Raw genomic sequence first — 25,233 nt, forward strand, 5'->3', positions numbered from 1 at the left:
TGTGGACGACGAGCCGAAGTCGTCAGGGCTGTGGACGATCGCCCTGCTGAGCGGCCGTTCGAGTCGCCTCGAACGGCCGCATCGGCAGGATCAGTCCTCGCCGATCTCGGCCGCGCGCTCGGCGGCGTCGGTCTCGCCGTCGATGTCGGCGTCGGCCGAGCGGAGGAACCAGCGGCGTGCTTCCTTGTCGCGGCCCGCGGCCAGCAGCGCGTCGGCATAGGCGTAGCGCAGGCGGGCGACCCATTCGGCGTGCGCATTCGACCGCAGCTCCGGGACCTGCAGCGACACCGCGGCCGCCTCGTGGTCACCAAGGTCGCGGCGGGCGCCGGCGGCGACGATGAGCATCTCGATGCGCCCGGCGGTGTTCAGGCCGGTGACGGCGGGATCGTGCGAGAGGTCGAGCGCCCGCCGCGGCCGCCCGAGCCCTCGCTCGGCGTCGGCCATCATGGGCAGGTACTCGGCCGAGCCGGTCATGCGCCGGGCGGCGCGCAGCTCCGCGAGCGCGTCGGCGTACTTGCCGGCCATGTACGCGGCCACGCCGGCGGCCTCGCGGACCACACCGATGCGCCCGGCCTTGCGGCGCGCGGCCATGGCGTGCTCGTAGGCACGCTGCGGCTCGTCCTCGAGCAGGCGCTGCGCCATGACCAGGTGTCGCGCGACGGCGGCGGACATCTGGCCGGAGAGCGCGCTCAGCTCCGCCCGGATCTCCTCGTCGAGCTCGCGGCCGGTCACATCCTCGTCGACGATGGGGTCAGGGACGCGAGGGGCACTCGACGGGCCGGGGGCCGAGCGGTCGCCACCGTCGGCCGGGCCGCGGGAGCCGCCACTCGGGCCACCGCGGTAGCCACCGCCGGGACGGTCGCCACCCGAGCCACCGCGGCGGTCGCCGCCGCGGGAGTCGTCACCGGAGCGGGGCCCGTAGGGGCGGCTACCGCCGCCACCCGAGGGACGGCCACCGCCACGGGAATCGTCACCCGAGCGGGAACCGTAGGAGCGGCCACCGCCGCCGGAGCGGTCTCCCCCACGAGAGTCATCACCCGAACGGGGACCGTAGAAACGGCCGCCGCCGGAGCGGTCTCCCCCACGAGAGTCATCACCCGAACGGGGACCGTAGGAACGGCCGCCGCCGGAGCGGTCTCCCCCACGAGAGTCATCACCCGAACGGGGACCGTAGGAACGGCCGCCGCCGGAGCGGTCTCCCCCACGAGAGTCATCACCCGAACGGGGACCGTAGGAGCGGCCGCCTCCGCCCGAGCCTCCGCGGTCGCCGCCGCGGGAGTCGTCACCGGAGCGGGGACCGTAGGAGCGGCCGCCTCCGCCCGAGCCTCCGCGGTCGCCGCCGCGGGAGTCGTCACCGGAGCGGGGACCGTAGGAGCGGCCGCCTCCGCCCGAGCCTCCGCGGTCGCCGCCGCGGGAGTCGTCACCGGAGCGCGGACCGTAGGAGCGGCCACCGCCACCCGAAGGACGGCCACCGCCGCGGGACTCATCACCCGACCGCGGACCGTAGGAGCGGCCACCGCCGCCCGAGGGCCGGCCGCCGCCGGAGCGCTCGCCGCCACCGGAGCCACCGCTCCAGCGGTCACCGCCGCCGGAGCCACCGCTCCAGCGGTCACCGCCGCCGGAACGGCCGCCACCCGAGGGGCGGCCACCGCCGCGGGAGTCATCGGAACGCGAACCGTAGGAACGCCCGCCACCGGAACGGTCGCCGCCACGGGAATCATCGTTGGAGCGCTGGCCATAGGAACGGCCACCACCCGAAGGCCGGCCACCGCCGCGGGAGTCGTCACCGGAGCGCTGACCGTAAGAACGGCCACCGCCCGAGGACCGGTTGCCGCCCGAGCCACGGGCCGGCCGGTCGTCTCCGCCGCCTCGCCGAGCTCGGCCGCCGTCGGACGACTCGGGCGTGTCATCGCGGTCGCGACCAGACATCAATGATTCCTCTCGTTCCTCATGCCGTTACCCCATTCTCCCCCGTCGACCACCTGGGCGCCGTCGAGGAGGGGGTACGGACATGCGTGAGGCCCCGACGCACTAGGGGTCGGGGCCTCACGGTGGGTAAGTGTCCGGCGGTGTCCTACTCTCCCACCCCCTCTCGAGGGCAGTACCATCGGCGCTGGTGGGCTTAGCTTCCGGGTTCGGAATGGGTCCGGGCGTTTCCCCGCCGCTATGACCGCCGGCACATCTATGGAGTTGTGTCACCGGCCCCGTTCGCACTCGACACGCCCCGGGGATGGTGCGTGGGGGTGGGTGCGGTGGGGGTGGTGCCCGTTCGTTGGTCGGGAACCGTATAGTGGACGCGTTTTGTCTTCGCAGCCCCCACCAGGCACACCGGAGTGTGGGTGGTGGGGAAAGAGTGTGTGTGGTCAAGTCCTCGGCCTATTAGTACCGGTCAGCTTCACCCATTGCTGGGCTTTCACGTCCGGCCTATCAACCCAGTCGTCTAGCTGGGGGCCTTACCACGTCAACCGTGTGGGAGACCTCATCTTGAAGCAGGCTTCCCGCTTAGATGCTTTCAGCGGTTATCCCTTCCGAACGTAGCCAACCAGCGGTGCTCCTGGCGGAACAACTGGCACACCAGAGGTTCGTCCGTCCCGGTCCTCTCGTACTAGGGACAGCCCTTCTCAAGTCTCCTGCGCCCGCAGCGGATAGGGACCGAACTGTCTCACGACGTTCTAAACCCAGCTCGCGTACCGCTTTAATGGGCGAACAGCCCAACCCTTGGGACCTGCTACGGCCCCAGGATGCGACGAGCCGACATCGAGGTGCCAAACCATGCCGTCGATATGGACTCTTGGGCAGGATCAGCCTGTTATCCCCGGGGTACCTTTTATCCGTTGAGCGACAGCGCTTCCACAAGCCACTGCCGGATCACTAGTCCCTGCTTTCGCACCTGCTCGACCTGTCGGTCTCACAGTCAAGCTCCCTTGTGCACTTGCACTCGACACCTGATTGCCAACCAGGCTGAGGGAACCTTTGGGCGCCTCCGTTACCTTTTGGGAGGCAACCGCCCCAGTTAAACTACCCACCAGGCACTGTCCCTGATCCGGATCACGGACCGAGGTTAGATATCCAGTACGACCAGAGTGGTATTTCAACGTTGACTCCACCGACACTGGCGTGCCGGCTTCACAGTCTCCCACCTATCCTACACAAGCCGAACCGAACACCAATACCAAGCTATAGTAAAGGTCCCGGGGTCTTTCCGTCCTGCTGCGGGTAACGAGCATCTTTACTCGTAGTGCAATTTCGCCGAGTCCGTGGTTGAGACAGTGGGAAAGTCGTTACGCCATTCGTGCAGGTCGGAACTTACCCGACAAGGAATTTCGCTACCTTAGGATGGTTATAGTTACCACCGCCGTTTACTGGCGCTTAAGTTCTGAGCTTCGCCGTGAGGCTAACTCGTCCCCTTAACGTTCCAGCACCGGGCAGGCGTCAGTCCGTATACATCGTCTTGCGACTTCGCACGGACCTGTGTTTTTAATAAACAGTCGCTTTCCCCTGGTCTCTGCGGCCTTCAACGCTCCCGGAGCAAGTCCGTTCACGCATCCGGCCCCCCTTCTCCCGAAGTTACGGGGGCATTTTGCCGAGTTCCTTAACCACGGTTCACTCGATCGCCTTGGTATTCTCTACCTGACCACCTGTGTCGGTTTGGGGTACGGGCGGCTATGGAACTCGCTAGAGGCTTTTCTCGACAGCATAGGATCACCCACTTCGCCGCAATCGGCTCGGCATCCAGCCTCGGGCGCTACTGTGGCGGATTTACCTACCACGGCCCTGCACTGTTACCCCGGGACAACCATCGCCCGGGTTGGGCTACCTTCCTGCGTCACCCCATCGCTTGCCTACTACCGGCTCGGGTCCCACGCTCCCCCACCAACACTCCCGAAGGAGCAGAGATGAGTTCGGGTGGTTAGCATCACCGGGCTCAGCATGGTCGCGCCACAACCGGTACGGGAATATCAACCCGTTGTCCATCGACTACGCCTGTCGGCCTCGCCTTAGGTCCCGACTTACCCAGGGCGGATTAACCTGGCCCTGGAACCCTTGGTCATTCGGCGGACGGGTTTCTCACCCGTCTTTCGCTACTCATGCCTGCATTCTCACTCGTGTAGCGTCCACGACTGGGTCACCCCGCCGCTTCAACCGCCACACGACGCTCCCCTACCCAACCACACACCTGAACCACAAAGGCTTAGTACACGTGTGATTGCCACAGCTTCGGCGGTGTGCTTGAGCCCCGCTACATTGTCGGCGCAGAATCACTTGACCAGTGAGCTATTACGCACTCTTTCAAGGGTGGCTGCTTCTAAGCCAACCTCCTGGTTGTCTTCGCAACTCCACATCCTTTTCCACTTAGCACACGCTTAGGGGCCTTAGCTGGTGATCTGGGCTGTTTCCCTCTCGACTACGAACCTTATCGCCCGCAGTCTCACTGCCGCGCTCTCACTTACCGGCATTCGGAGTTTGGCTGACGTCAGTAACCTTGTAGGGCCCATCAGCCATCCAGTGCTCTACCTCCGGCAAGAAACACGCGACGCTGCACCTAAATGCATTTCGGGGAGAACCAGCTATCACGGAGTTTGATTGGCCTTTCACCCCTACCCACAGGTCATCCGCCCACTTTTCAACGTAGGTCGGTTCGGGCCTCCACGAAGTCTTACCTCCGCTTCACCCTGCCCATGGGTAGATCACTCCGCTTCGGGTCTAGAGCATGCGACTGATACGCCCTATTCGGACTCGCTTTCGCTACGGCTCCCCCACACGGGTTAACCTCGCCACATACCACTAACTCGCAGGCTCATTCTTCAAAAGGCACGCCATCACCAACCCCGAAGGGCACACGGCTCTGACGGCTTGTAGGCACATGGTTTCAGGTACTATTTCACTCCCCTCCCGGGGTACTTTTCACCATTCCCTCACGGTACTTGTCCGCTATCGGTCACCAGGGAGTATTTAGGCTTAACGGGTGGTCCCGCCAGATTCACACGGGATTTCTCGGGCCCCGTGCTACTCGGGAATCACGCCACTGGAGTCGCTCACTTACGTCTACGGGGGTAACACCCTCTACGCCGGACCTCTCAAGTCCTTCGACTTCACAAGCGATTGATCACTCCAGACCAGCAGCGGCAGCCACTAGTCAACGCAACCCCACAACCCCGCACACGCAACGCCTGCCGGCTATCACACGCGCACGGTTTAGCCTCATCCGCTTTCGCTCGCCACTACTCACGGAATCACATGTTGTTTTCTCTTCCTGTGGGTACTGAGATGTTTCACTTCCCCACGTTCCCTCCGACCACCCTATGTGTTCAGGTGACGGTGACGGCACATGACTGCCGCCGGGTTTCCCCATTCGGACACCCCCGGGTCATAGCTCGGTTGCCAGCTCGCCAGGGATTATCGCAGGCTCCCACGTCCTTCATCGGCTCCTGGTGCCAAGGCATCCACCATGTGCCCTTACTAACTTGACCACAAAGATGAAGATGCTCGCGTCCACTATACAGTTCTCAAACAACGACCAGACACCAACCCACACCCCTGACCCACACCAACAAAGAAGTGATGCGGTCTCAGGAGGGCCGGCCCTGAAAGAAACCCAGACACGCCAAAAGCGGGCCCGATTTCTCAGGACCCAACAGTGTGCACTGATTCTCACCCACCCCAACCCCACGACCACCATGAAGGCGGTCCACGAGTTCACGTGAGCAGCGTTTTGTTGACGTTCCACCCATGAGCAAAACCACCCACCAAACACTCGTCAGTGGCGTGGTCAACCACCCTCCCCGGCCTTCAGAGCCAGGAAACGGTGTGCTGAATGCTCCTTAGAAAGGAGGTGATCCAGCCGCACCTTCCGGTACGGCTACCTTGTTACGACTTCGTCCTAATCGCCAGTCCCACCTTCGACAGCTCCCTCCCACAAGGGGTTAGGCCACCGGCTTCGGGTGTTACCGACTTTCATGACGTGACGGGCGGTGTGTACAAGGCCCGGGAACGTATTCACCGCAGCGTTGCTGATCTGCGATTACTAGCGACTCCAACTTCACGGGGTCGAGTTGCAGACCCCGATCCGAACTGAGACCGGCTTTTTGGGATTCGCTCCACCTCACGGTATCGCAGCCCTTTGTACCGGCCATTGTAGCATGCGTGAAGCCCTGGACATAAGGGGCATGATGACTTGACGTCATCCCCACCTTCCTCCGAGTTGACCCCGGCAGTCTCCCATGAGTCCCCACCATTACGTGCTGGCAACATGGGACGAGGGTTGCGCTCGTTGCGGGACTTAACCCAACATCTCACGACACGAGCTGACGACAGCCATGCACCACCTGTACACAGCCCCGAAGGACCCGACATCTCTGCCGGATTTCCGTGTATGTCAAACCCAGGTAAGGTTCTTCGCGTTGCATCGAATTAATCCGCATGCTCCGCCGCTTGTGCGGGCCCCCGTCAATTCCTTTGAGTTTTAGCCTTGCGGCCGTACTCCCCAGGCGGGGCGCTTAATGCGTTAGCTACGGCACGGATCCCGTGGAAGGGAACCCACACCTAGCGCCCAACGTTTACGGCGTGGACTACCAGGGTATCTAATCCTGTTCGCTCCCCACGCTTTCGCTCCTCAGCGTCAGTACCGGCCCAGAGACCCGCCTTCGCCACCGGTGTTCCTCCTGATATCTGCGCATTCCACCGCTACACCAGGAATTCCAGTCTCCCCTGCCGGACTCTAGCCTGCCCGTATCCACTGCAGACCCGGGGTTAAGCCCCGGGCTTTCACAGCAGACGCAACAAACCGCCTACGAGCCCTTTACGCCCAATAATTCCGGACAACGCTCGCACCCTACGTATTACCGCGGCTGCTGGCACGTAGTTAGCCGGTGCTTCTTCTGCGCCTACCGTCACCCGAAGGCTTCGTCAGCGCTGAAAGAGGTTTACAACCCGAAGGCCGTCATCCCTCACGCGGCGTTGCTGCGTCAGGCTTCCGCCCATTGCGCAATATTCCCCACTGCTGCCTCCCGTAGGAGTCTGGGCCGTGTCTCAGTCCCAGTGTGGCCGGTCGCCCTCTCAGGCCGGCTACCCGTCATCGCCTTGGTAGGCCACTACCCCACCAACAAGCTGATAGGCCGCGAGTCCATCTCCAGCCGAAAAACTTTCCACACACCACCATGCGGAGGCGCGTCATATCCGGTATTAGACCCAGTTTCCCAGGCTTATCCCAGAGCTGAAGGCAGGTTACCCACGTGTTACTCACCCGTTCGCCGCTCGAGTACCCCGAAGGGCCTTTCCGCTCGACTTGCATGTGTTAAGCACGCCGCCAGCGTTCGTCCTGAGCCAGGATCAAACTCTCCATCAATGAATATCCGATCACCCAAAAAGGGTGGATCAACCATCATCAGAAGAAACTCAACCCCAGCAACACAACCACCCCCGGTAAGAGATGGCTGCATCACCAAAGGAACCCCAAACCAACCCCACAAAGAGCTGGCCCGAGGACACAAACAATTGGCATCAACCAAACATCATCAGGCACACTGTTGAGTTCTCAAAAATCGGACGCACTCACATGACGACCCGCTAGGGAGTCAGCGTGAGACGCTTTTGATCCGTGTGGATCTTCTTCGGTCAACGCCGGGACCCTACCATCAGGTGGATCTTCCGGCGGACGGTCCTGGAACCAGGACCCCTGCCCGAAGCAGTTCCTCAAGCTTACTGCGTCCGGTCCGCCGAAACAAACCGCTTCGCAGTTCCCGCTACCGCTCCGATCGGACCCGGACATGGGTCGTCCCAGCGAGCTGAAGTAGTGGGTGACTCTGCCGGCCGGCCGCCGTTTCCGGCGTCCCGCTCCCTGCGAGCCGAAGAGAAACTTACGGTCCCAGGGAGCGGGAGTCAAATCCAGATCCGGTGAATTACTGTGACGGCCGTCTCATCCGCGTTTGCGCAGGTCAGCGCCTTGCGCGGCAAGATCACGCGAGTTCGACGCCGCCCACGGTCCGCTTGCCGCGGCGGAGCACCAGCCACCGGCCGTGCAGAAGATCATCGCGGGCGGGACGATCTTCCGGCGAAAGGCCGGGATCGAGCCGCACGTTGTTGACGTACGCGCCGCCGTCGGAGATCGCCCGCCGGGCCGCGGAGCGTGAGTCGACGAGCCCTGATCGCACGAACAGGTCCACGTACGAGGGCAGCTCCTCCCCCGCCTCGACCACCGGCGCCCCCGCCTCGTCCAGGGCGGCCTTCACGACTCCGGCGTCGAGCTCTTCGAGCGAGCCCATACCGAATAGCGCCCTGGACGCGGCGATGACCTTCGCGGTCTCGTGCTCGCCGTGCACCAGTGACGTGACGTCGGACGCCAGCGCCCGTTGCGCCGACCGCGCCGCCGGCTTGTCGGCGACCTCCTGTTCCAGCGCCGCGATCTCTTCGCGTGATCGGAAGCTGAACACCTTGAGGTAGCCGATGACGTCGCGATCCTCGGCGTTCATCCAGAACTGGAAGAACGCGTACGGACTGGTCATCTCGGCATCGAGCCAGACGGTGCCGGACTCGGTCTTGCCGAACTTGGTGCCGTCGGCCTTGGTGATGAGCGGCGTGGCCAGGGCATGCACCGACTGCCGTTCGACCCGATGGATGAGGTCGACGCCGCTGGTGAGGTTGCCCCACTGGTCGCTGCCGCCGGTCTGCAGGACGCAGCCGTAGCGCCGGTGCAGCTCGAGGTAGTCCATGCCCTGCAGGATCTGGTAGCTGAACTCGGTGAAGCTGATGCCCTGATCGCTGTTGAGCCGCGCGCTCACCGTCTCTTTCGCCAGCATGCGGCTGAGCCGGAAGTGCTTGCCGATGTCGCGCAGGAAGTCGATGGCCGACATCGGCGACGTCCAGTCGAGGTTGTTCACCATGCGGGCCGGATGGGGACCGTCGAAGTCGAGCAGTGGCTCGATCTGCTTGCGGATGCGTTCGACCCAGCCGGCGACGATGTCGCGGTCGTTCAGCGAGCGCTCGCTGGTCATCTTCGGATCGCCGATGAGCCCCGTGGCGCCGCCGACCAGCGCCAGCGGATCGTTGCCGGCCAGCTGGAGGCGTCGCACCGTGAGGATCTGCACGAGGTTGCCGATGTGCAGGCTCGGCGCCGTGGGGTCGAACCCGCAGTAATAGGTGACCGGACCGGCTGCCAGAGCGGAGCGCAACTCCTGCTCGTCGGTGGACAGCGCGATGAGCCCGCGCCAGTGCAGCTCGTCCAGGATGTCGGTCACGGTCGGTCCTCGGTCTCCTCGTGGGTGGTCAACAGCACAACGCCCCCATGATTCCGCACCCCTGCCGAGCGAGGCCAATCACTTCCGGCGCTTGGGCACGTGCGGGCGGTACGGCGACACCGTCGCCTCCCCGTCGAGCCAGAACCGCCACGGGAAGCTGACGCCGTCGCCGCCCGGCCCGCTCACTCCGACCCGCGGGCCCGTCCGCACCGAGGAGGGGTCGACGGCGTCGGCTGCCGGCAGGAGCTGGGTCGCCGACGAGGACGAGCACAGGTCGGCGCCGTTGTCGGACCGGCCCAGTCCGAGCGCCGACACCAGCCGGGCCGGACCGCGCGCGTAGTCGCGCGGCGACCGTGCGGACAGCCGTCGCGTCGCGGCCAGTGGCGCGCCCTGGATCACCTCACCACCGCGCAACAGGACAGCTGTCGCCGTCCCCTCGACGTCGCACACCACGTTCGCGCAGAAGTGCATGCCGTAGGTGAAGTAGACGTACAGGTGCCCGGCCGGGCCGAACATGACCTCGTTGCGCGGGGTGGGGCCGCGGAACGCGTGCGACCCGGGGTCCTCGGAGCCCTGGTAGGCCTCGACCTCGGTCAGCCGCACGGCCACCGTCCCCTCGGGGGTCGTGTGCCGCAGTACACAGCCCAAGAGGTCCGGGGCCACCGCGAGGCCGGGCCGGGCCAGGAACGCACGCTCCATCGTCGCCGTCGTCACGGCGCCAGTATCGGTTACTGGTCGATGACCGACCCGTCGACATGCAGCCGGGTCTGAATCTCCCAGGGCTTCGGCGGCGCCGCCTCGACCGCGCCCTCGCGCAGCGTGACGCCGATGCCCGGCACGTCGGGGATGGTGAGGAAGCCGGCGCCGTCGTAGCCGTAGGCGCGCTCGACGATGTCCTTCTTCGGGAACTCGTCCTCGCCCAGCGGGTACTCCTGCAGCACGAAGTTCGGCACGCTGGCGGCGATCTGCAGGCAGGCCGCCGTCGACACCGGGCTCAGCGGGTTGTGCGGGATGACGCCGACGTGACGGGCCTCGGCCAGCGCGGCGACCTTCTTGGCGCCGGTGATGCCGCCGACCAGGCAGACGTCGGGGCGGACGTACTGGACGGCGTCGCGGCGCAGCAGCATGTCGAACTCCCAGATGCTGGTGAGCCGCTCGCCAGTCGCGATGGGGATGTTGATCTTGTCGGCGACGTAGGCCATCTCGTCGGCGTTGTCGGGCAGGACGGGGTCCTCGATGAACATCGGGTGGTACTGCTCGATCCCCAGCGCGACCTGCACGGCCTCGGTGGGGGTGAGCCGGCGGTGGATCTCGATGCACAGGTCGACGGAGTCGCCGACGGCCTCGCGGTACTGCCGGACGGCGTCGATGGCGCCCTCGACCTTCTGGGCGTGCGTCTCGAAGTACGGCTCGGAGAAGGGCTCGTCGAGGAACGGCGTCAGGTGGCCGACGGCGGTGAACCCGGCCGCCTTGGCGGCGATGACACCGTCGACCAGCTCCTGCCGCGTCGAGCCGAAGACGTGACCGTAGGCCCGCGCCTTCGACCGGACCTTGCCGCCGAGCAGGTCGTAGACCGGCGCCTGGTAGTGCTGGCCCTTGATGTCCCACAGCGCGATGTCGATGGCGCTCAGCGCGCCCATGACCGCCGAGCCGCCGAAGTGGCTGGAGCGGTACATGTACTGCCAGTGGTGCTCGATGAGCAGCGGGTCCTTGCCGACGAGGTAGCGGCCGAGCGCCTCGACCGCCCCCGCCGACGCCTCGAGGAACCCCCACGCACCGGACTCGCCGAGCCCGGTCAGGCCGGTGTCGGTCCGAACCTCGACCAGCAGGTAGCGGTCGAGCAGGAGGGGACGAACATCGGTCACGATCACGGTGTCTTCTCCACGGTGTCTACTGAACGGGTCAGTCCTTCACCGAGCCGGACGTGAGTCCTTCGGTGAGGAAACGCTGGGCCAGCGAGAACGCCACGACGACGGGGATGGTGATGACCACACAGCCGGCCATGAGCACCGTCGTCGGGGTGCCGACGTTCGCCTCCAGCTGGTTGATGCCCAGGGCGACGGTCCACGAGTCGCGGTCCTCGACCAGGAAGAGCAGGGCGAACAGGAACTCGTCCCACGCCGACATGAACACGTAGATGCCGACGGTGGCGATGGCCGGCGCCGAGAGCGGGACGATGACGTGCCGGATGACGCCGAGCCGGGAGGCGCCGTCGATGCGTGCCGCCTCTTCGATGTCGACGGGGACGCTGCTGAAGTAGTTGCGCAGCATGTACAGCGCCAGCGGCAGCGTGTAGGCGAAGTAGATGATGATGACGGCGGTGAACGACGGCCGCATGCCCATGCGCGTGAACATGACGAACAGCGGCACGGCGAACACCAGCGGCGGGAACAGGTACACCATGAGGATCGAGGCGTTGACGAACGAGGCGCCCCGGTAGCGCAGCCGGGTGGCGGCGTACGCGGCGAAGATGCCGAACGTCAGCGACAGGACGACGGTGACGCCGGCGATGTACGCGCTGTTGCCGATGAAGCCGCCGAAGCCGAAGCCGCCGTCCTCGCGGCTGGACAGGATGCGGGTGTAGCCGTCGAGGTCGATCTCGGACAGCCGCGGCAGCAGCCGGCTGGGCTCGTTGAGCAGCGACGACACCGGCCGGAACGACAACCCGAGCATGACGATCAGCGGGAACGCCGTGATGCAGATGAAGAACGCGATGCTGACCCAGCGGAAGATGCGGAAGAACCGTTCCTCGAACGCGTGCCGGCTCATGTCTGGTCCCTCCTCGCCTGCCAGCGGACGTACACCGTCAGGACGACGAGCATCACCGCGGCCAGGATCAGCGACAGCGCCGCCGCCGCGCCGGGGTTGCTCCGCCCGATCAGCCACTCGTAGATCTCGATGGAGATGACCCGCGTGCCGGCGCCGCCCCCGGTGAGCAGGTAGATGTTGGTGAAGTCGTTGAAGTTCCAGATGAACCGCAGCAGGAACAGCACCGCCAGCACCCCGCGCAGCGCCGGGAACGTGACGTGGCGGAACTGCTGGGTGATGGTGGCGCCGTCGATGGTCGCCGCCTCGTACAGGTGCTTGGGAATGGCCTGCAGCCGCGCGTAGACGAAGATGAACGCGAACGGGAAGTAGCGCCACGCCTCGAATGCGATGACGGTGCTGAACGCCAGCGGGACGGTGCCCACGAGCGGCAGGTCGATGTTCTGCTGGCCGAAGAAATCGACCCGCGACCAGCCGAACCAGTCCTGTCCCCAGGCGTTCACGACGCCGTACTGCGGCGACAGCATGGTCCGCCAGACGAACGCCGCGGCCACGACCGGCAGCACGTACGGCACCAGCAGCAGCGCCTTCACCGCGGCGCGGCCGCGGAACGGGCGCCGCATGGCCAGCGCGGCCCACACGCCGAGCAGCAGCGACAGCGTGGTGCCGAGCAGGGCGTAGACGACGGTGCGCCCCACCGTCGACCAGAACTCGCGCTGCCCCGTCACCAGCCGGAAGTTGTCGAAACCGAGCTCGGCCTGGAGGAACCCGAACGGCGTGAAGTTGCGTAGCTCGATGAGCCGGAGGCTCTGCAGGCTGATGGTGACGTTCCACAGCACCGGCAGCACGACCAGGACGACGGTGGCGAGGATCGCCGGCAGCAGGAGCAGGTAGGCGAAGCGCGCCTCCCGGCGGCGCGACAGCGACAGCTTGCGGTCGCGCTTGCCGGGGTGCGTGGCGCCGCCGGGCCGGTCGGATCCCGGCGGCGCCTGCGTGGTGGTGGTCATTGGTTCCCGGCCTCCTGAGCCTCAGCTGAGAAGCGCACTTCGGCTAGCGTGCGGGGTCAGCCGGCGGACTCGATGAGGTCGAGCTCGTCGGTCAGCTTCTGCTGGACGTCGGCCGCGGCCTCCTCGGGCGTCAGGACGCCGTTCTGGACGTCGCCGACGGCGGCCGGGATGGTCGTGAGCTCGTACAGCACGCCGACCAGCTCGCCGAAGCCCTGCTGGATGCCCCACGCGTCGAAGTTCTGCGCGCCGTCGACGAGCTCGGTGACCGTGTCCTCGCCGTAGTACTCGACGAGCGTGCCCTCGCGGTCGACGCCCATGTCGAGGTCCTGCCAGGCGTCGACGAACTCGGTGGGGTTGTCCGGCGTGCCGGTGCGCATGGGGATCATGCCGTTGGGAACCTGCGCGAGCCACTCGGTGTAGCCGTCGCCGACCAGGTACTTCACCAGCTCCTGGGCGTTCTCGGTGTCGGCGTCGACGGTGATGCCGAGGTTGCTGATGCGGCCGTACTGCGCGGTGTCGCCGTGGAAGCCCTCGATCTCGGACACGATGCCGGTGTTGGTGGCGAGGTAGCCGGGGTCGGCGGCGCACTCGGCGCAGTTGGCCAGCTCGGCGTCCTCGAGCCCGGCGAGGCGGTGCAGCGTGAACGGTCCCTGCGGCATCATGGCGGCCTGGCCCGCGAGGTACGCGGCGCGCTGGTCGACGCTGTTGAACGTGCCGGCCGGCGAGTAGTTCTGCAGCAGCTCGTCGTAGAACTCGAACGTCTCGACGCAGCGCTCGTCGTCGAGGGCGAGCTGGTCGTCCTCGCCGATGAGCTGGCAGCCGTTGCCGAGCGCGAAGTGCTCGAAGATCTGCTGCGTGACCTGGTGGCCGGGGTCGTTGCCCAGGACGATGCCGTAGCGCTGGTTGTCGGGGTCGTGCAGCGCCTGCGCCGCGGCGAGGATGTTCTCGAACGACGTCGGCGGCTCGAGGCCGGCCGCGTCGAACCAGTCCTTGCGGTAGTGCATGATCAGGCCCCAGCCCGAGGTGGGCACGGCGGCGACGGTGCCGTCGACGGTGGCGAAGTCGAGTCCCGCCTCGCGGAACGTCGACGGGTCGAGCTCGTCGACCACCTCTTGCGCGGCCTCGGCGTCGAGCAGCCCGTCGGCCAGCCACCGGCTCGTCATGACCATGGGGTGGTCGACGACGTCGGGCAGGGTGCCGGACGCGGCGTTGGTGATCATCTGCTGCGGGACGGCGGTCTCCTCGACGGTGACCAGCTCGACCTCGATGCCGGTCTGCTCGGTGAACCGCTCGAGGTTGGCCTCGGTGCGGGCGACGCGGTTCGGCTCGGACTCGAGCGTCCAGAAGGTCAGCGGCTCGGACGACTCGCCGCCGTCACCCTCGGTGTCGTCGCCACCACCACACGCGGCGACGGCGAGCGTGGCCGCGGCCGCGGTGAGCGCCAGGACGAGACGGCGCCGGCCCGGCCGGCGGCGGATCGTGGAGAGAGGCATCGTCGGATCTCCTGTCGGGTTCATCGGGTGGATCGGGGTGAGCGGGGCAACCAGACGCGCATGGCGCCGCCGTCGCGGTTGTCCCAGAGGTGGTAGGGCACGGCCCGGGCGGTGACCCGGGCCTTGACGGCCGGGGCGGCCGCGTGGGCGGCGCCGTAGGGCAGGCCGTCGTGGACGGGGCCGTCGTGGGCCGGCGCGGCCAGGACGTCGGCCCCGGTGTCGACGACGGTGACCGGGCCGGGCAGCCCGAGGCTGCTCTCCTGGTGCGCCGTCAGAGGGTCGCCGCCGGTCAGCGCGAGGTCGTCGAGCGTGACGCCGGCGGGCTGGTCGACCTGTTCGAAGCAGTACACGAGCGGTCCGCGCTCGACGGCGACGGTGCCGCGCAGCGCGTCGAGTCGGCGGTGCGGGTAGGTGAGCCGCGGCGCGACGTCGAGGTCGAGCTCGACGGTGTCACCGGCCCGCCACGCGCGGTGGACGACCAGGTAGCCGCGCTCGTCCGGACGGACGTCGGCCGGGGTGCCGGCGACGGTGAGCGCGGTGCGGCCGGGGGCGCTCCAGGCGGGGAGCCGCAGCTCGAGCCGCCAGGGCGTCGTGGGCGTGGCGTCGACGGTGACGCGGACGCGGCCGTCGTCGGGGTACTCCGTCGCGACCCTGAGCTGGACGCCGTCGTTCGCCTGAATCTCTGCGGGGACGAACAGGTGCAGCTGGACGCCGTCGGCGCTGGTGGTGGCCGTGTAGTGGCCGAGCGAGCCGAGGAGCCGCGCCACGTTGGGCGGGCAGCAGGCGCACGTGAACCAGGCACGGCGGCGCCCGCCCTTGGGCGGCGGGGTGGCGTCGGGGCGGCGCTGCAGCGCGTTGACGTAGAAGAACCGGTCGCCGTCGACGTTGGTGCTGGCGGCGACGGTGTTGTAGAGCGTGCGCTCGACGAGGTCGGCGAACTGCGCCTCGCCCGTGGCCAGCAGAAGCCGCCAGCTCCAGTGGATGCTCGCGACGGCGGCGCAGGTCTCGTTGTACGACTGGTCGGGCGGCAGCTCGTCGCGGTCGCCGAACGCCTCGAACAGGTGCCGGGACCCGTGCCCGCCGGTGAGGGCCGTCTTGTGCGCGACGGTGTCCTCCCAGCGCCGGACCGACGCGGCCAGCAGCTCGTCGTCGCCGGTCTCGGTCGCGACGTCGACGACACCGGCCTCGAGGTAGAGGGCTCGGACGGCGTGCCCGTTGAGCGTGGTGGACGTGCGGACGGGCTCGTGGTCGACGAGGTAGACCGAGCCGCGGTCGGACCGCCCGGCGTGACCGTGACCCCGCCGTTCCACGAAGTCGGCGGCCTGGTCGAGGTAGGAGCGTTCGCCGGTGTGGCGGTAGAGCTCGACCAGCGCGGTCTCGACCCCGGGGTGGCCGTCGAGGTCGGGCCGGCCGGCGCGGAGGAACTCGGCGACGACGTGGTCGGCGACGCGGCGGGCGACGGCGAGCAGGCGGCCGTCGCCGGTGGCGCGGTCGAGGGCGACGGCGGCCTGGATGAGGTGGCCGTAGCAGTACAGCTCGTGGCTGGAGACGAGGGCGCCGTAGCGGCGGTCGGGCGCGGTGATCTGGACCCAGGAGTTCAGGTAGCCGTCGGGGCGCTGGGCGCGCTCGAGGACGCCGGTCCAGTGGTCGACGGTGCGGCGGAGATCGTCGTCCGGCCCGTGCGCGGCCAACCGCCAGGCGACCGCCTCGAGCACCTTGGCGACGTCGGAGTCGGCGAAATGCATGCCCTGGAACCCGCCGTCGGCCTCGCCGGCCGCGATCTCGAGGTTGCGCAGCGTGCCGGTGCTCTCGACCAGGGCGACCGCCGTCGGGACCGTGACCTCACGCGTGCGGCGCTGCCACTCACCCGCCAGGCCGCCGGTGATGCGCACCTGGCCGACCCCGAGCGGACGGAGCCTGACGGCAGCCGCGGCGGACGGCGCCACCGGGCCGGCCGGCGTGGACTCTGTCATAGCTGCTCCGCTCGGAAACTGTTTTCCTGCGCGTGGCGAGGATGTATGGTGAACATCCGGAATAGGTTTTCTGTCGGCACGCTAGTGTGCGTCGCCAGAACTCGTCAAGCGGAAGCACAATGAGCGGATCATCGCGGCGGGCCGGCCCGCCAGGGCTTGGAAGGGGTGGTCGACGGTGTCCCAGCGGGTGCCCACCGTCCGTGACGTCGCCGCGCGCGCAGGGGTGTCCGTCGGGACGGTCTCGAAGGCGCTGAACAACCGCGGACAGCTGCGCGAGGCGACCCGCGCCCGCGTCCTCGCCGCCGCGCGCGACCTGGGGTTCCGGCCCAACGCGCTGGCCCAGAGCCTGCAGTCCGGGCGCACCTACACCGTCGCCGTCATCACCACCGACCGCTTCGGCCGGTTCGGCAACCCGCTCATGCTCGGCGTCGAGGACGCCCTCGGCGCCGACCGCGTCTCCGTCTTCCTCTGCGACACCCGCGACGACCCCATCCGCGAGCACCACCACGCGCAGACCCTCGACGAGCGCCGGGTCGACGGCATCATCGTCGCCGGCCGCCGCAAGCAGACCCGGCCCCCGCTCGCGGTGGCGTCGGGCGTACCGGTGGTCTACGTCATCGCACAGTCCAGCGACCCGTCGGACTTCTGCGTCACCACCGACGACGTCGGCGGCGGCGCCATCGCGGGGCGGCACCTGCTGGCCAGCGGACGCACCCGCATCGGCCACATCACCGGGCCCGAGCGCTTCGCCGACCCGCAGGAACGCGCCGCCGGCCTGTGCGCGGTGCTCGACGAGGCCGGCCTGTCACTGGCGGGCGGGCAGGTGTTCTACGGCGAGTGGAGCGAGGACTGGGGCCGGCGGGCCGTCGAGATGCTGCTGCACGCCGCCCCCGACACCGACGCCATCTTCTGCGGGTCCGACCAGATCGCGCGCGGCGTGGTCGAGACCCTGCGCGACCGGCGACTACGGGTGCCCGGCGACATCGCCGTCATCGGCTTCGACAACTGGGAGCCCATGGCCGCCGGCTGCCGGCCGCCGCTCACCACCGTCGACCCGAACCTGCGCGAAGTGGGCCAGCTCGCGGCGACCCGGCTCCTCGACATGATCGCCGGCCGCTCCGTCGAGGGTGGGGTCGAGACGGTGCCGGCGTGGCTGATGCTGCGCGAGTCGACCGGGGTGCGGTTGGTGGAGCCCGATCTGGGGTTCTGAGGAGTTCTACGTTCGCCGGGTGACCGTGCGCCGGGTTCGCCGAGTTGGCCGGCCCCCTGCTGCTCTCCATTGTCGGGCGCGCTCACAGCACCACCAGGGACCCCTCCCCCAGAATGACCCCGGCCCCCAGCCCCGCTGTTCTGTCTTTGCGCCGGCCGCTGACGGCTCCGCTGAGGTGTGGCGACCGGTCCCGCCGTGGGTGACGGCCCCGCCGGCCTCGAAATGACCACGTACAGCACCCAATTCCCTGCTCCACCAGGCCTGCAGACCTCGTGAAGCAGGAGAACACCTCGTGACGCCGCCAGGCAACCGCTTACCAGGCCGCCTGGCGGGCCATCACCACGATTACCCGACCCTCAACACGCCTACAGGCGTAGTACGACACGAGAACTCGTGCTGAACGTGATCATCTCGAGCACCCAGCCGATGATCATCAACCTTTGGTGTCGCCAGAGCAGCCCAAAAGGTTGATGATCATGGAATCAGGGCGGCGCGACGCCTCGGAAACCGGCGGACGCCTCGGAAACCGGCGGTTGGCAGCGGATTCCGGGCCGCAAGCGCCGGATTCCGAGGCGTGAGCCGGTTTGCCGGGCGTCACCACCACCGCCAGCGGCCGGCGCGACCCCACCCCAGCAGAACCACCTGCCGAACACCCCCAGCGGAACCGCCAGCGGCCAGCGGAACAGGAGCACGGCGGGTCTGAGGGCCGGGTCCATTCCGGGGAGGGGGCCCTGGTGCTGTGAAAGGCGAGGGCGCGGCGGCGCGGGTCAAGTCCAAGCCCCGGAAGCACAGCAGCGAAGCAACCACAGAGGGCGTGGACTTGAGGCGCGCCGCCGCGCCCTCGACAATCGAGACAGCAGGGGCCCGACCCACGTTCGGACCCCACCGCCGAACCTCAATCCCCGCAGAACGAGAAAGATCATCCCGGAGGCATCGGGACCCGCAACGACAACGTCCCCTGCAGGTCCAACCACGCCGCGTCCGGGGAACGGACCAGCCGGAGCATCACGTGGTCACACCCCGGGCACCGGGCCACGTAACCAGGCGCGTTCACGTACACCCGCAGGTCAGCGACCCGCCCGGTGTCGCCGCACGACACGCACCGGCCGGTCGCGGCGGTGACGTCGACGGCGAAGAGCTCGGACAGGGGGCCGGCCAGCGCGTTGCCGTCCTCGTACTCGTACGCGTTCGTCACCATCTCATCCTCCAGTCGGGCCGAAGCGTTCGGTGCGGATCCGGCGCGGATCGTGACCCAGGTGCACCAGTGTCGTCGCCACGTGCTCGACGAAGCCGGTGGGGCCGCAGACGAAGCAGGTGGGCTCGAACTGCGGCGGCCAGCCGAACCGCTCGATGTCGTCGAGGCCGAGGCGGCCGGGCGGGCGGGGCCAGGCCTCGGGCGCCGACCGCGTGTACACCGTCGTGATGTCGAGGCCGCCGTCGTCGCGGGCGGAGCGGCGCAGCTCGGAGGCGTAGATGAGGTCCATGGGCGTGCGGACGGAGTAGATGAGCCGGAACGGTGCCCGGCTCCTCGCCTGCCGCCGGGCCCGGACCATCGCCATGAGCGGCACGATCCCCGACCCGCCTCCGACCAGCAGCACGGGCGCGGTGCGCGACGGATGCCAGAGGAACCAGCCGCCGACGGGTCCGCGCAGCTCGATGGGGTCGCCGACGGCGAGGGTGTCGGCGAGGTACGGCGACACCTCGCCGTCCTCGACGCGCTGGATGGTCAGCTCGACGCGCTCACCGTCGGCGGGGGCGGCCAGCGAGTAGCTGCGCTGGGTGCTGTAGCCGTCCTCGTCGGTGAGCCGGACGTCGACGTGCTGCCCGGGCAGGTGTCCGGGCCAGCCGGGGACGTCGAGCAGCAGCGTGCGCGCGGTCGCGGTCTCGTCGACGAAGTCAGCGAGGGTTGCGACGCGCCACTCGAGCCGGGGGCTCAATCGCCCTGGTAGCGCTGTTCGCGCCATGGGTCACCGTAGTTGTGATAGCCGACGCTCTCCCAGAATCCGGGCTCGTCGAACTCCTGCAATTGGATGCCGCGCACCCACTTCGCCGACTTCCAGAAGTACAGGTGCGGCACGAGCAGCCGGGCCGGCCCGCCGTGTTGCGGCGCCAGCTCGTCGCCCTCGAACTCGTAGGCGACCCACGCCTTGCCGTCGAGGAGGTCCTCGAGCGGCAGGTTGGTGGTGTAGCCGCCGTAGCAGTGCACGAGCGCGAAGTCGGCCGTCGTCTCGACCTCTTCCATGAGCAGGTCGAGCGACACACCGCGCCAGGTGGTCTCGAGCTTGGACCACTTGGTGACGCAGTGGATGTCGACCGTCGGCTCCTCGGCCGGCAGCTCCTGCAGCTCGTCCCACGACCACTGGTAGGACTGGCCGGTCTCGCTGGTGATGGTGAACTCCCACCGGTCCAGCGGGACGTACGGCGTCGGCCCGGCCGACAGCACCGGGAAGTCCTCGGTCAGGTACTGGCCCGGCGGCAGCCTGACGTCGTCACGCCTCTTCCTCCGGAACCCCGGAGACACGATCCCCATAGTTCCAACCCCGTTTCCCCGCGTCGCGCCTGCGGGCACGCGCCCCTCCCACCCTGGCGGACATGGTCCTCTCCCCCGGCCCAGGAGTCCAGAGCATTCGGGATGTCGCGGCCCTCAACCACCGAACTCGGCACGAACGCCCAGGAGCCGGACCGGTCTGCGGTCGGTGAACCGGTCGAGCGCGACCAGGGCCGCCGCGGCGAGCGCGTCGCCGTCGCTGGTGGGCTGGGGCAGCTTGTGGCCGTGGGTGGAGGTGAAGAACGGCGCGTAGCGGACCTTGACGACGACGCGGACGGCGGGCCGGCCCTCGGCGACGACCTCGCGGGTGACGTCGTGGGCCAGCCGCACGACCTGGGCCTGCACCTCGGACCAGTCCTCGAGGTTCTGCTGGAACGTGGTCTCCTTGCCGTGCGAGCGGGCCAGCCAGGCCTCGCCGGTGACCCGCGCCGACGCGACGCCCCGGGCGATGCGCACCAGCCACGGCCCGGTGGCGGGCCCGAACCGGGCGGCGACGACGTCGGGGTGCGTGGTCGCGAGATCGTGGACGGTGTGGATGTTCATCTCGGCCAGCTTCTTCGCCGTCTTGGCGCCGATGCCCCACAGCGCGTCGGTGGGGTGGTCGCCGAGCACGTCGAACCAGGACGCGTAGGTCAGCGTGGCGACGCCGGCCGGCTTGCCGAAGCCCGTGGCGAGCTTGGCCTGGAGCTTGTTCTCGCCGATGCCGACGGTGCACTCGAGCTCGGTGGCCTCGCGCACACGCCGCTGGATGCGCCGCGCGACGGTTTCGGGATCGTCCTCGCCGGGGTCGACGAACGCCTCGTCCCAGCCGAGCACCTCGACCGTGCCGAACTCGCGCAGCGTGGCCATGACGTCGGCCGACACCGCCTCGTACGCCTCTTTGTCCGACGGCAGGAAGACGGCGTCCGGGCAGCGCTTCAGCGCCGTGCGCATGGGCAGGCCGGAGTGCACGCCGAACGCGCGCGCCTCGTACGACGCCGTGGCGACGACGCCGCGCTTGGTGGGGTCGCCGTCGCCGCCCACGACGACCGGCTTGCCCCGCAGCTCGGGATGGCGCAGCACCTCGACGGCGGCGAGGAACTGGTCGAGGTCGACGTGCAGCACCCAGCGGGTCACACGGCCATTGTGGCCGCTCGCACCGACAGCGTCAGGGTGCCTTGCTCCCCGGGGTCGGGTCGTCGGTGGCGTCGCGCCACACCTCGCCCGGCGCCCGCTGCTCGCCCGCGGCGCCGTCCCCGCCCTCATCGACGACGGCGTCAGCCTGCGGTTCCGCGGGGCTCGCCTCCCCCGCGTCCCTCGTCACCGCGCTGCCATGGGCGTCGTACTCGACCTCGGGCGGGTCGGCCGCGGCCCCAGCGCCGGCCCCGGGACTGCCCGCGACGGGGAACCGCTCGGCGTCGGCGGGATCGTCGTCGTGGCGGGCCGGGGCGCCGCCGAGGAAGTCGCGGATGCGCTGCCCGTACGCCGTCGCCCTGCTGGGGTCGACGGGGAACGTGACGTCCTCGACCAGCCGGGCGACGGTGTCGCGGACCTTGGTGGTGCCGGCGCTGGTGGCCGCGCCGCCGAGGATGGAGCTGACCTGGTCCTGCACCGAGGTGAGAGTGTCGCCGACGAACTCGCGGATGCCGGAGTCGTGCACCGGACAGCGCGGCAGCGCCGACCTCTCCGGGCGGACCAGCCGCTGCCGCCGTCGCCACGCGGGGTCGTGCAGGTAGGACTGGCCGTCGACGGCGTAGCGGCAGATGAGGCCTTCGGTGGCCAGCGCCTCGAGGTCGTCGGTCATGGCGGCCGTGGGGTGCTCGTCGAACCGCAGCGCCCACAGCCGCCCGTTGACCACGGCGGCGTTGTCGACCGCGCGGCCGTCGTCGTCGAGCACCGTCGGCAGATACGCCCAGGTGTAGGCCGCGCTCAGCGCCAGCCGCGCCACCCGCTCGTCCTGGACGTCGCCCGCCTGGATGGTCCTGGGACTGTGCGCCATGGTCGGCTCCTTCGTCGCGTGCCGCTGCTGCCTCGAATCTACGTCAGCCGTACCCCGCGAACGGGTCTACGCTCGCCCCGTAGAGCGGTTACAGCCACTGAGGGGGCGGTCATCGTGACCGGACAAGTCGTGCACTTCGAGGTTCCCGCCGACGACCTCGACCGGGCCCGCGAGTTCTATCGCGCCGCGTTCGGCTGGGAGCTCACGCCGATGCCGGAGGTCGACTACACCATCGCCATGACGACGCCGGCCGACGAGTCCGGCCGGCCGAAGGAGCCGGGCGCCATCAACGGCGGCATGTTCACCCGCGACGACGCACGACCGGGCCCGATCATCACCCTCGACGTGCCCGACGTCGACGCGGCGCTGGCCACCGTCGAGCAGCTCGGCGGGTCCACCGTCCTGCCGAAGACCGAGGTCATGGGCATGGGGTACGCGGCGTACTTCCGTGACACCGAGGGCAACGTCATGGGCCTCTGGCAGTCCGCCGCCGGCTGACGCCCGCCTGACGCCGGCGCCGGCATCGGGCCGCCCGCGCGGGCACCGCACCACACCGGACCACCCTTGCGACCGGGCCTAAACCGGTATAGGCTCCCACTCTAAACCGGTTTAGCACTCATCGTCGAGGGGAACCGCATGCCCGCCGCCCGGCCCACCATCGCCGACGTCGCCCAGCGCGCGGGCGTCAGCAAGGGGCTGGTGTCGTTCGCTCTGAACGGCCGCCCGGGCGTCTCGGCGCAGACCCGCGAGCGCATCCTCGAGGCCGCCCGCGAGCTGGGCTGGCAGCCGAACCTGCGGGCCCGTGCGCTCTCGGTCGACCGGGCGTTCGCGCTGGGCCTGGTCATCACGCGGGATCCGGAGATCATCACCGGCGACCCGTTCTACCCGTCGTTCATCGCCGGCATCGAGCGCGAGCTCGCCCCGGCCGGCCAGGCTCTGGTGCTGAGCGTCGTCCCCGACGAGGCAGCCGAGCTGGCCGCCTACCGCAAGCTGGTCGCCGACCGCCGGGTCGACGGCGTGTTCGTCACCGACCTCCGCCACGACGACGCCCGCATCGCGCTCGCCGAGGAGCTCCAGATCCCGGCCGTCACGCTGGGCCACCCCGAGGCGCCGTCGCCGTTCCCGGCCGTCTCCATGGACGACCGCGCCGGCATCGCCGCCGCCGTCGAGCACCTGGTCGGGCTGGGCCACCGCCGCATCGCGCACGTCGCCGGTCCGGCCCGCATGCTGCACGGCAGCCGTCGCCGTCACGCCTTCGAGGACGCCATGGCCGCGGCCGGCCTGCCCGCCGACCTGGTGGTCGAGACCGAGTTCCGGGCCGCCGACGGCGCCCTCGCGACCCGCGATCTGCTCGCCGGCCCGGACTACCCCACCGCCATCGTCTACGCGAACGACCCCATGGCCATCGCCGGGCTCGGCTTCGCCCAGCGGGCGGGCCTGCGCGTCCCCGAGGAGCTCTCGATCACCGGCTTCGACGGCAGCGACGTCGGCGAGCACCTCTTCCCCTCCCTCAGCACCGTGGCCACCGACGCGGTCAGCTGGGGCGCCGTCGCCGCGCGGGTGCTGCTGCGGTCGATCGCCGGCGAGGAGCCCGGCGACACCGACCTGCCGCCCGCGCGCTTCGTGCCGCGCGAATCCACGGCTCCGTACAGCGAACCCTCCGAACCCCCCACCCGGACCGGCCGCTGACGCCGTCCGGGACGACAGAAGGAGACACCGTGCAACGACGCACCCGAGTCGCCGCCGCCCTCACCGCGGCGGCCGGCCTGTTCACCGTCGCGGCCTGTGGAGGCGACGACGAGACCTCCGGCGGAGGCGGCGGCGAGGACGGCGGCCGCGGAGACATCACCATCTGGTACTCCAACAACGAGGCCGAGGTGGCCTGGGGCCAGCAGATGGTCGAGGCCTGGAACGCAGAGAACCCGGACGAGCAGATCGAGGCGCAGGAGATCCCCGCCGGCGCCAGCAGCGAGGAGGTCATCGGCGCGGCCATCACCGCCGGCAACGCGCCCTGCCTCATCTTCAACACCGCCCCCGTGGCCGTGCCGGACTTCGAGCGGCAGGGCGGCCTCGTGTCGCTGTCGAGCTTCGACGACGGCGAGAACTACGTCGAGGAGCGCAGCGGCGACATCGCCGAGCAGTACCGCTCCCCCGGCGGCGAGTACTTCCAGCTGCCGTGGAAGTCGAACCCGGTGATGATCTTCTACAACAAGGACATGTTCGCCGCGGCCGGCCTCGACCCCGAGAACCCGCCGCTGGGCACGTACGACGAGTTCCTCGCGACGGCCCGCACGCTGGTGTCGTCCGGCGCCGCGCCGAAGGCCATCTGGCCGGCCCCGACCAGCGAGTTCTTCCAGAACTGGTTCGACTTCTACCCGCTGTACGCGGCCGAGACGGGCGGCACGGCGCTGGTCGAGGACGGCGCGGCGACGTTCACCGACGACGCCGGCCTCGGGGTCGCGGAGTTCTGGAAGACGCTCTACGACGAGGGCCTGGCCAGCCGCGAGGCCTACCAGGGCGACTCGTTCGCCGACGCCCAGGCCGCCATGGCCATCGTCGGCCCGTGGGCCATCAGCGTCTACGGCGAGAACGTCAACTGGGGCGCGGTGCCGGTGCCGACCTCCGCCGGCACGCCGGCCGAAGAGACGTACACCTTCAGCGACGCCAAGAACATCGGCCTCTACACCGCCTGCGAGAACCAGGCGACGGCGTGGGACGTGCTGAAGTTCGCCACCAGCGAGGAGCAGGACGGCCTGCTGCTGGAGATGACCGGCCAGATGCCGGTGCGCCAGGACCTGCCCGGCACCTACCCGGACTACTTCTCCGCGAACCCGGCCTACGAGGCGTTCGGCGACCAGGCCGCGCGCACCGTCGAGGTCCCGAACGTCCCGAACGCCGTCGCGGTGTGGCAGACGCTGCGCGACGCGTGGTCGCAGTCGGTGATCTTCGGCGAGGGCGATGTCGAGGAGTCGCTGCAGGGCGCCGCCGACGAGATCGACGGCCTGGCCGGCCAGTCCTGACGGGC

The 25,233-nt window shown here is 68.8% G+C and carries 17 protein-coding genes and 3 rRNA genes; 4 read left to right on the forward strand and 16 right to left on the reverse strand.

Going from position 1 to position 25,233, the window contains the following annotated elements:
- Positions 1-90 precede the first annotated feature (90 nt).
- From HD601_RS29820 to HD601_RS29870, 11 genes are all read right to left on the reverse strand, one after another.
- Positions 91-732, reverse strand: a complete 642-nt coding sequence (locus HD601_RS29820) for a hypothetical protein (protein ID WP_184828178.1) — start codon at positions 730-732, stop codon at positions 91-93.
- Between the two features lie 1,329 nt (positions 733-2,061).
- Positions 2,062-2,178: ribosomal RNA gene (gene rrf / locus HD601_RS29825) — 5S ribosomal RNA — on the reverse strand.
- Positions 2,179-2,359: 181 nt separating this feature from the next.
- Positions 2,360-5,471: ribosomal RNA gene (locus HD601_RS29830) — 23S ribosomal RNA — on the reverse strand.
- Positions 5,472-5,826: 355 nt separating this feature from the next.
- Positions 5,827-7,345, reverse strand: a 16S ribosomal RNA gene (locus HD601_RS29835).
- Together the 16S, 23S and 5S rRNA genes form the textbook arrangement of a ribosomal RNA operon.
- A gap of 610 nt (positions 7,346-7,955) precedes the next feature.
- Entirely contained in the window at positions 7,956-9,233 is a 1,278-nt protein-coding gene (gene tyrS, locus HD601_RS29840; protein ID WP_184828179.1) for a tyrosine--tRNA ligase, read from the reverse strand.
- Between the two features lie 78 nt (positions 9,234-9,311).
- The gene (locus HD601_RS29845) at positions 9,312-9,932 is read right to left on the reverse strand and encodes a DNA-3-methyladenine glycosylase (RefSeq protein ID WP_184830276.1); all 621 of its coding nucleotides are present in this window, start codon (positions 9,930-9,932) and stop codon (positions 9,312-9,314) included.
- Between the two features lie 29 nt (positions 9,933-9,961).
- Complete coding sequence (dgoD, locus tag HD601_RS29850; RefSeq protein WP_184828181.1) at positions 9,962-11,104, reverse strand: galactonate dehydratase; 1,143 nt, start codon at positions 11,102-11,104, stop codon at positions 9,962-9,964.
- A 31-nt stretch (positions 11,105-11,135) separates the two neighbouring features.
- Positions 11,136-12,002 (reverse strand): carbohydrate ABC transporter permease, encoded by an 867-nt coding sequence (locus tag HD601_RS29855; RefSeq protein ID WP_184828183.1) that lies wholly within the window; start codon positions 12,000-12,002, stop codon positions 11,136-11,138.
- Positions 11,999-13,006, reverse strand: coding sequence for a carbohydrate ABC transporter permease (locus tag HD601_RS29860; protein WP_184828185.1), 1,008 nt, complete (start codon positions 13,004-13,006; stop codon positions 11,999-12,001). Before HD601_RS29860 ends, HD601_RS29855 begins: the two co-directional genes overlap by 4 nt.
- Before the next feature lie 56 nt (positions 13,007-13,062).
- Positions 13,063-14,499 carry an ABC transporter substrate-binding protein gene (locus HD601_RS29865; protein WP_184828187.1) on the reverse strand — a complete coding sequence of 479 codons (1,437 nt, stop codon included), beginning with the start codon at positions 14,497-14,499 and terminating at the stop codon, positions 13,063-13,065.
- A gap of 20 nt (positions 14,500-14,519) precedes the next feature.
- On the reverse strand, positions 14,520-16,472 hold the full coding sequence (locus HD601_RS29870) for a glycoside hydrolase family 127 protein (protein ID WP_184828189.1): 1,953 nt from the start codon (positions 16,470-16,472) through the stop codon (positions 14,520-14,522).
- 187 nt (positions 16,473-16,659) lie between these two features.
- Between HD601_RS29870 and HD601_RS29875 the strand changes: the two genes are divergently transcribed.
- Positions 16,660-17,682, forward strand: a complete 1,023-nt coding sequence (locus HD601_RS29875) for a substrate-binding domain-containing protein (RefSeq protein WP_221441432.1) — start codon at positions 16,660-16,662, stop codon at positions 17,680-17,682.
- A 919-nt stretch (positions 17,683-18,601) separates the two neighbouring features.
- Here HD601_RS29875 and HD601_RS29880 read toward each other — a convergent pair.
- From HD601_RS29880 to HD601_RS29900, 5 genes are all read right to left on the reverse strand, one after another.
- Positions 18,602-18,880, reverse strand: a complete 279-nt coding sequence (locus HD601_RS29880) for a DUF6510 family protein (RefSeq protein WP_184828193.1) — start codon at positions 18,878-18,880, stop codon at positions 18,602-18,604.
- Between the two features lies 1 nt (position 18,881).
- Positions 18,882-19,646, reverse strand: coding sequence for an FAD-binding oxidoreductase (locus HD601_RS29885; RefSeq protein ID WP_184828195.1), 765 nt, complete (start codon positions 19,644-19,646; stop codon positions 18,882-18,884).
- Entirely contained in the window at positions 19,616-20,212 is a 597-nt protein-coding gene (locus HD601_RS29890) for a sulfite oxidase-like oxidoreductase (protein ID WP_184828197.1), read from the reverse strand. Before HD601_RS29890 ends, HD601_RS29885 begins: the two co-directional genes overlap by 31 nt.
- A gap of 114 nt (positions 20,213-20,326) precedes the next feature.
- Complete coding sequence (locus HD601_RS29895; RefSeq protein ID WP_221441434.1) at positions 20,327-21,346, reverse strand: DNA polymerase IV; 1,020 nt, start codon at positions 21,344-21,346, stop codon at positions 20,327-20,329.
- 31 nt (positions 21,347-21,377) lie between these two features.
- Positions 21,378-22,208, reverse strand: coding sequence for a hypothetical protein (locus tag HD601_RS29900; protein ID WP_184828201.1), 831 nt, complete (start codon positions 22,206-22,208; stop codon positions 21,378-21,380).
- Positions 22,209-22,322: 114 nt separating this feature from the next.
- Here HD601_RS29900 and HD601_RS29905 point away from each other — a divergent pair, with 114 nt between their 5' ends.
- The 3 genes from HD601_RS29905 to HD601_RS29915 all read left to right on the forward strand — a co-directional run bounded on the left by HD601_RS29905 (position 22,323) and on the right by HD601_RS29915 (position 25,228).
- Positions 22,323-22,706 carry a VOC family protein gene (locus tag HD601_RS29905; RefSeq protein ID WP_184828203.1) on the forward strand — a complete coding sequence of 128 codons (384 nt, stop codon included), beginning with the start codon at positions 22,323-22,325 and terminating at the stop codon, positions 22,704-22,706.
- 138 nt (positions 22,707-22,844) lie between these two features.
- Positions 22,845-23,897, forward strand: coding sequence for a LacI family DNA-binding transcriptional regulator (locus tag HD601_RS29910; RefSeq protein WP_184828205.1), 1,053 nt, complete (start codon positions 22,845-22,847; stop codon positions 23,895-23,897).
- Positions 23,898-23,926: 29 nt separating this feature from the next.
- On the forward strand, positions 23,927-25,228 hold the full coding sequence (locus HD601_RS29915; protein ID WP_184828207.1) for an extracellular solute-binding protein: 1,302 nt from the start codon (positions 23,927-23,929) through the stop codon (positions 25,226-25,228).
- Positions 25,229-25,233: the final 5 nt, after the last annotated feature.

It is taken from the genome of Jiangella mangrovi (assembly GCF_014204975.1).
Lineage (GTDB): Bacteria > Actinomycetota > Actinomycetes > Jiangellales > Jiangellaceae > Jiangella > Jiangella mangrovi.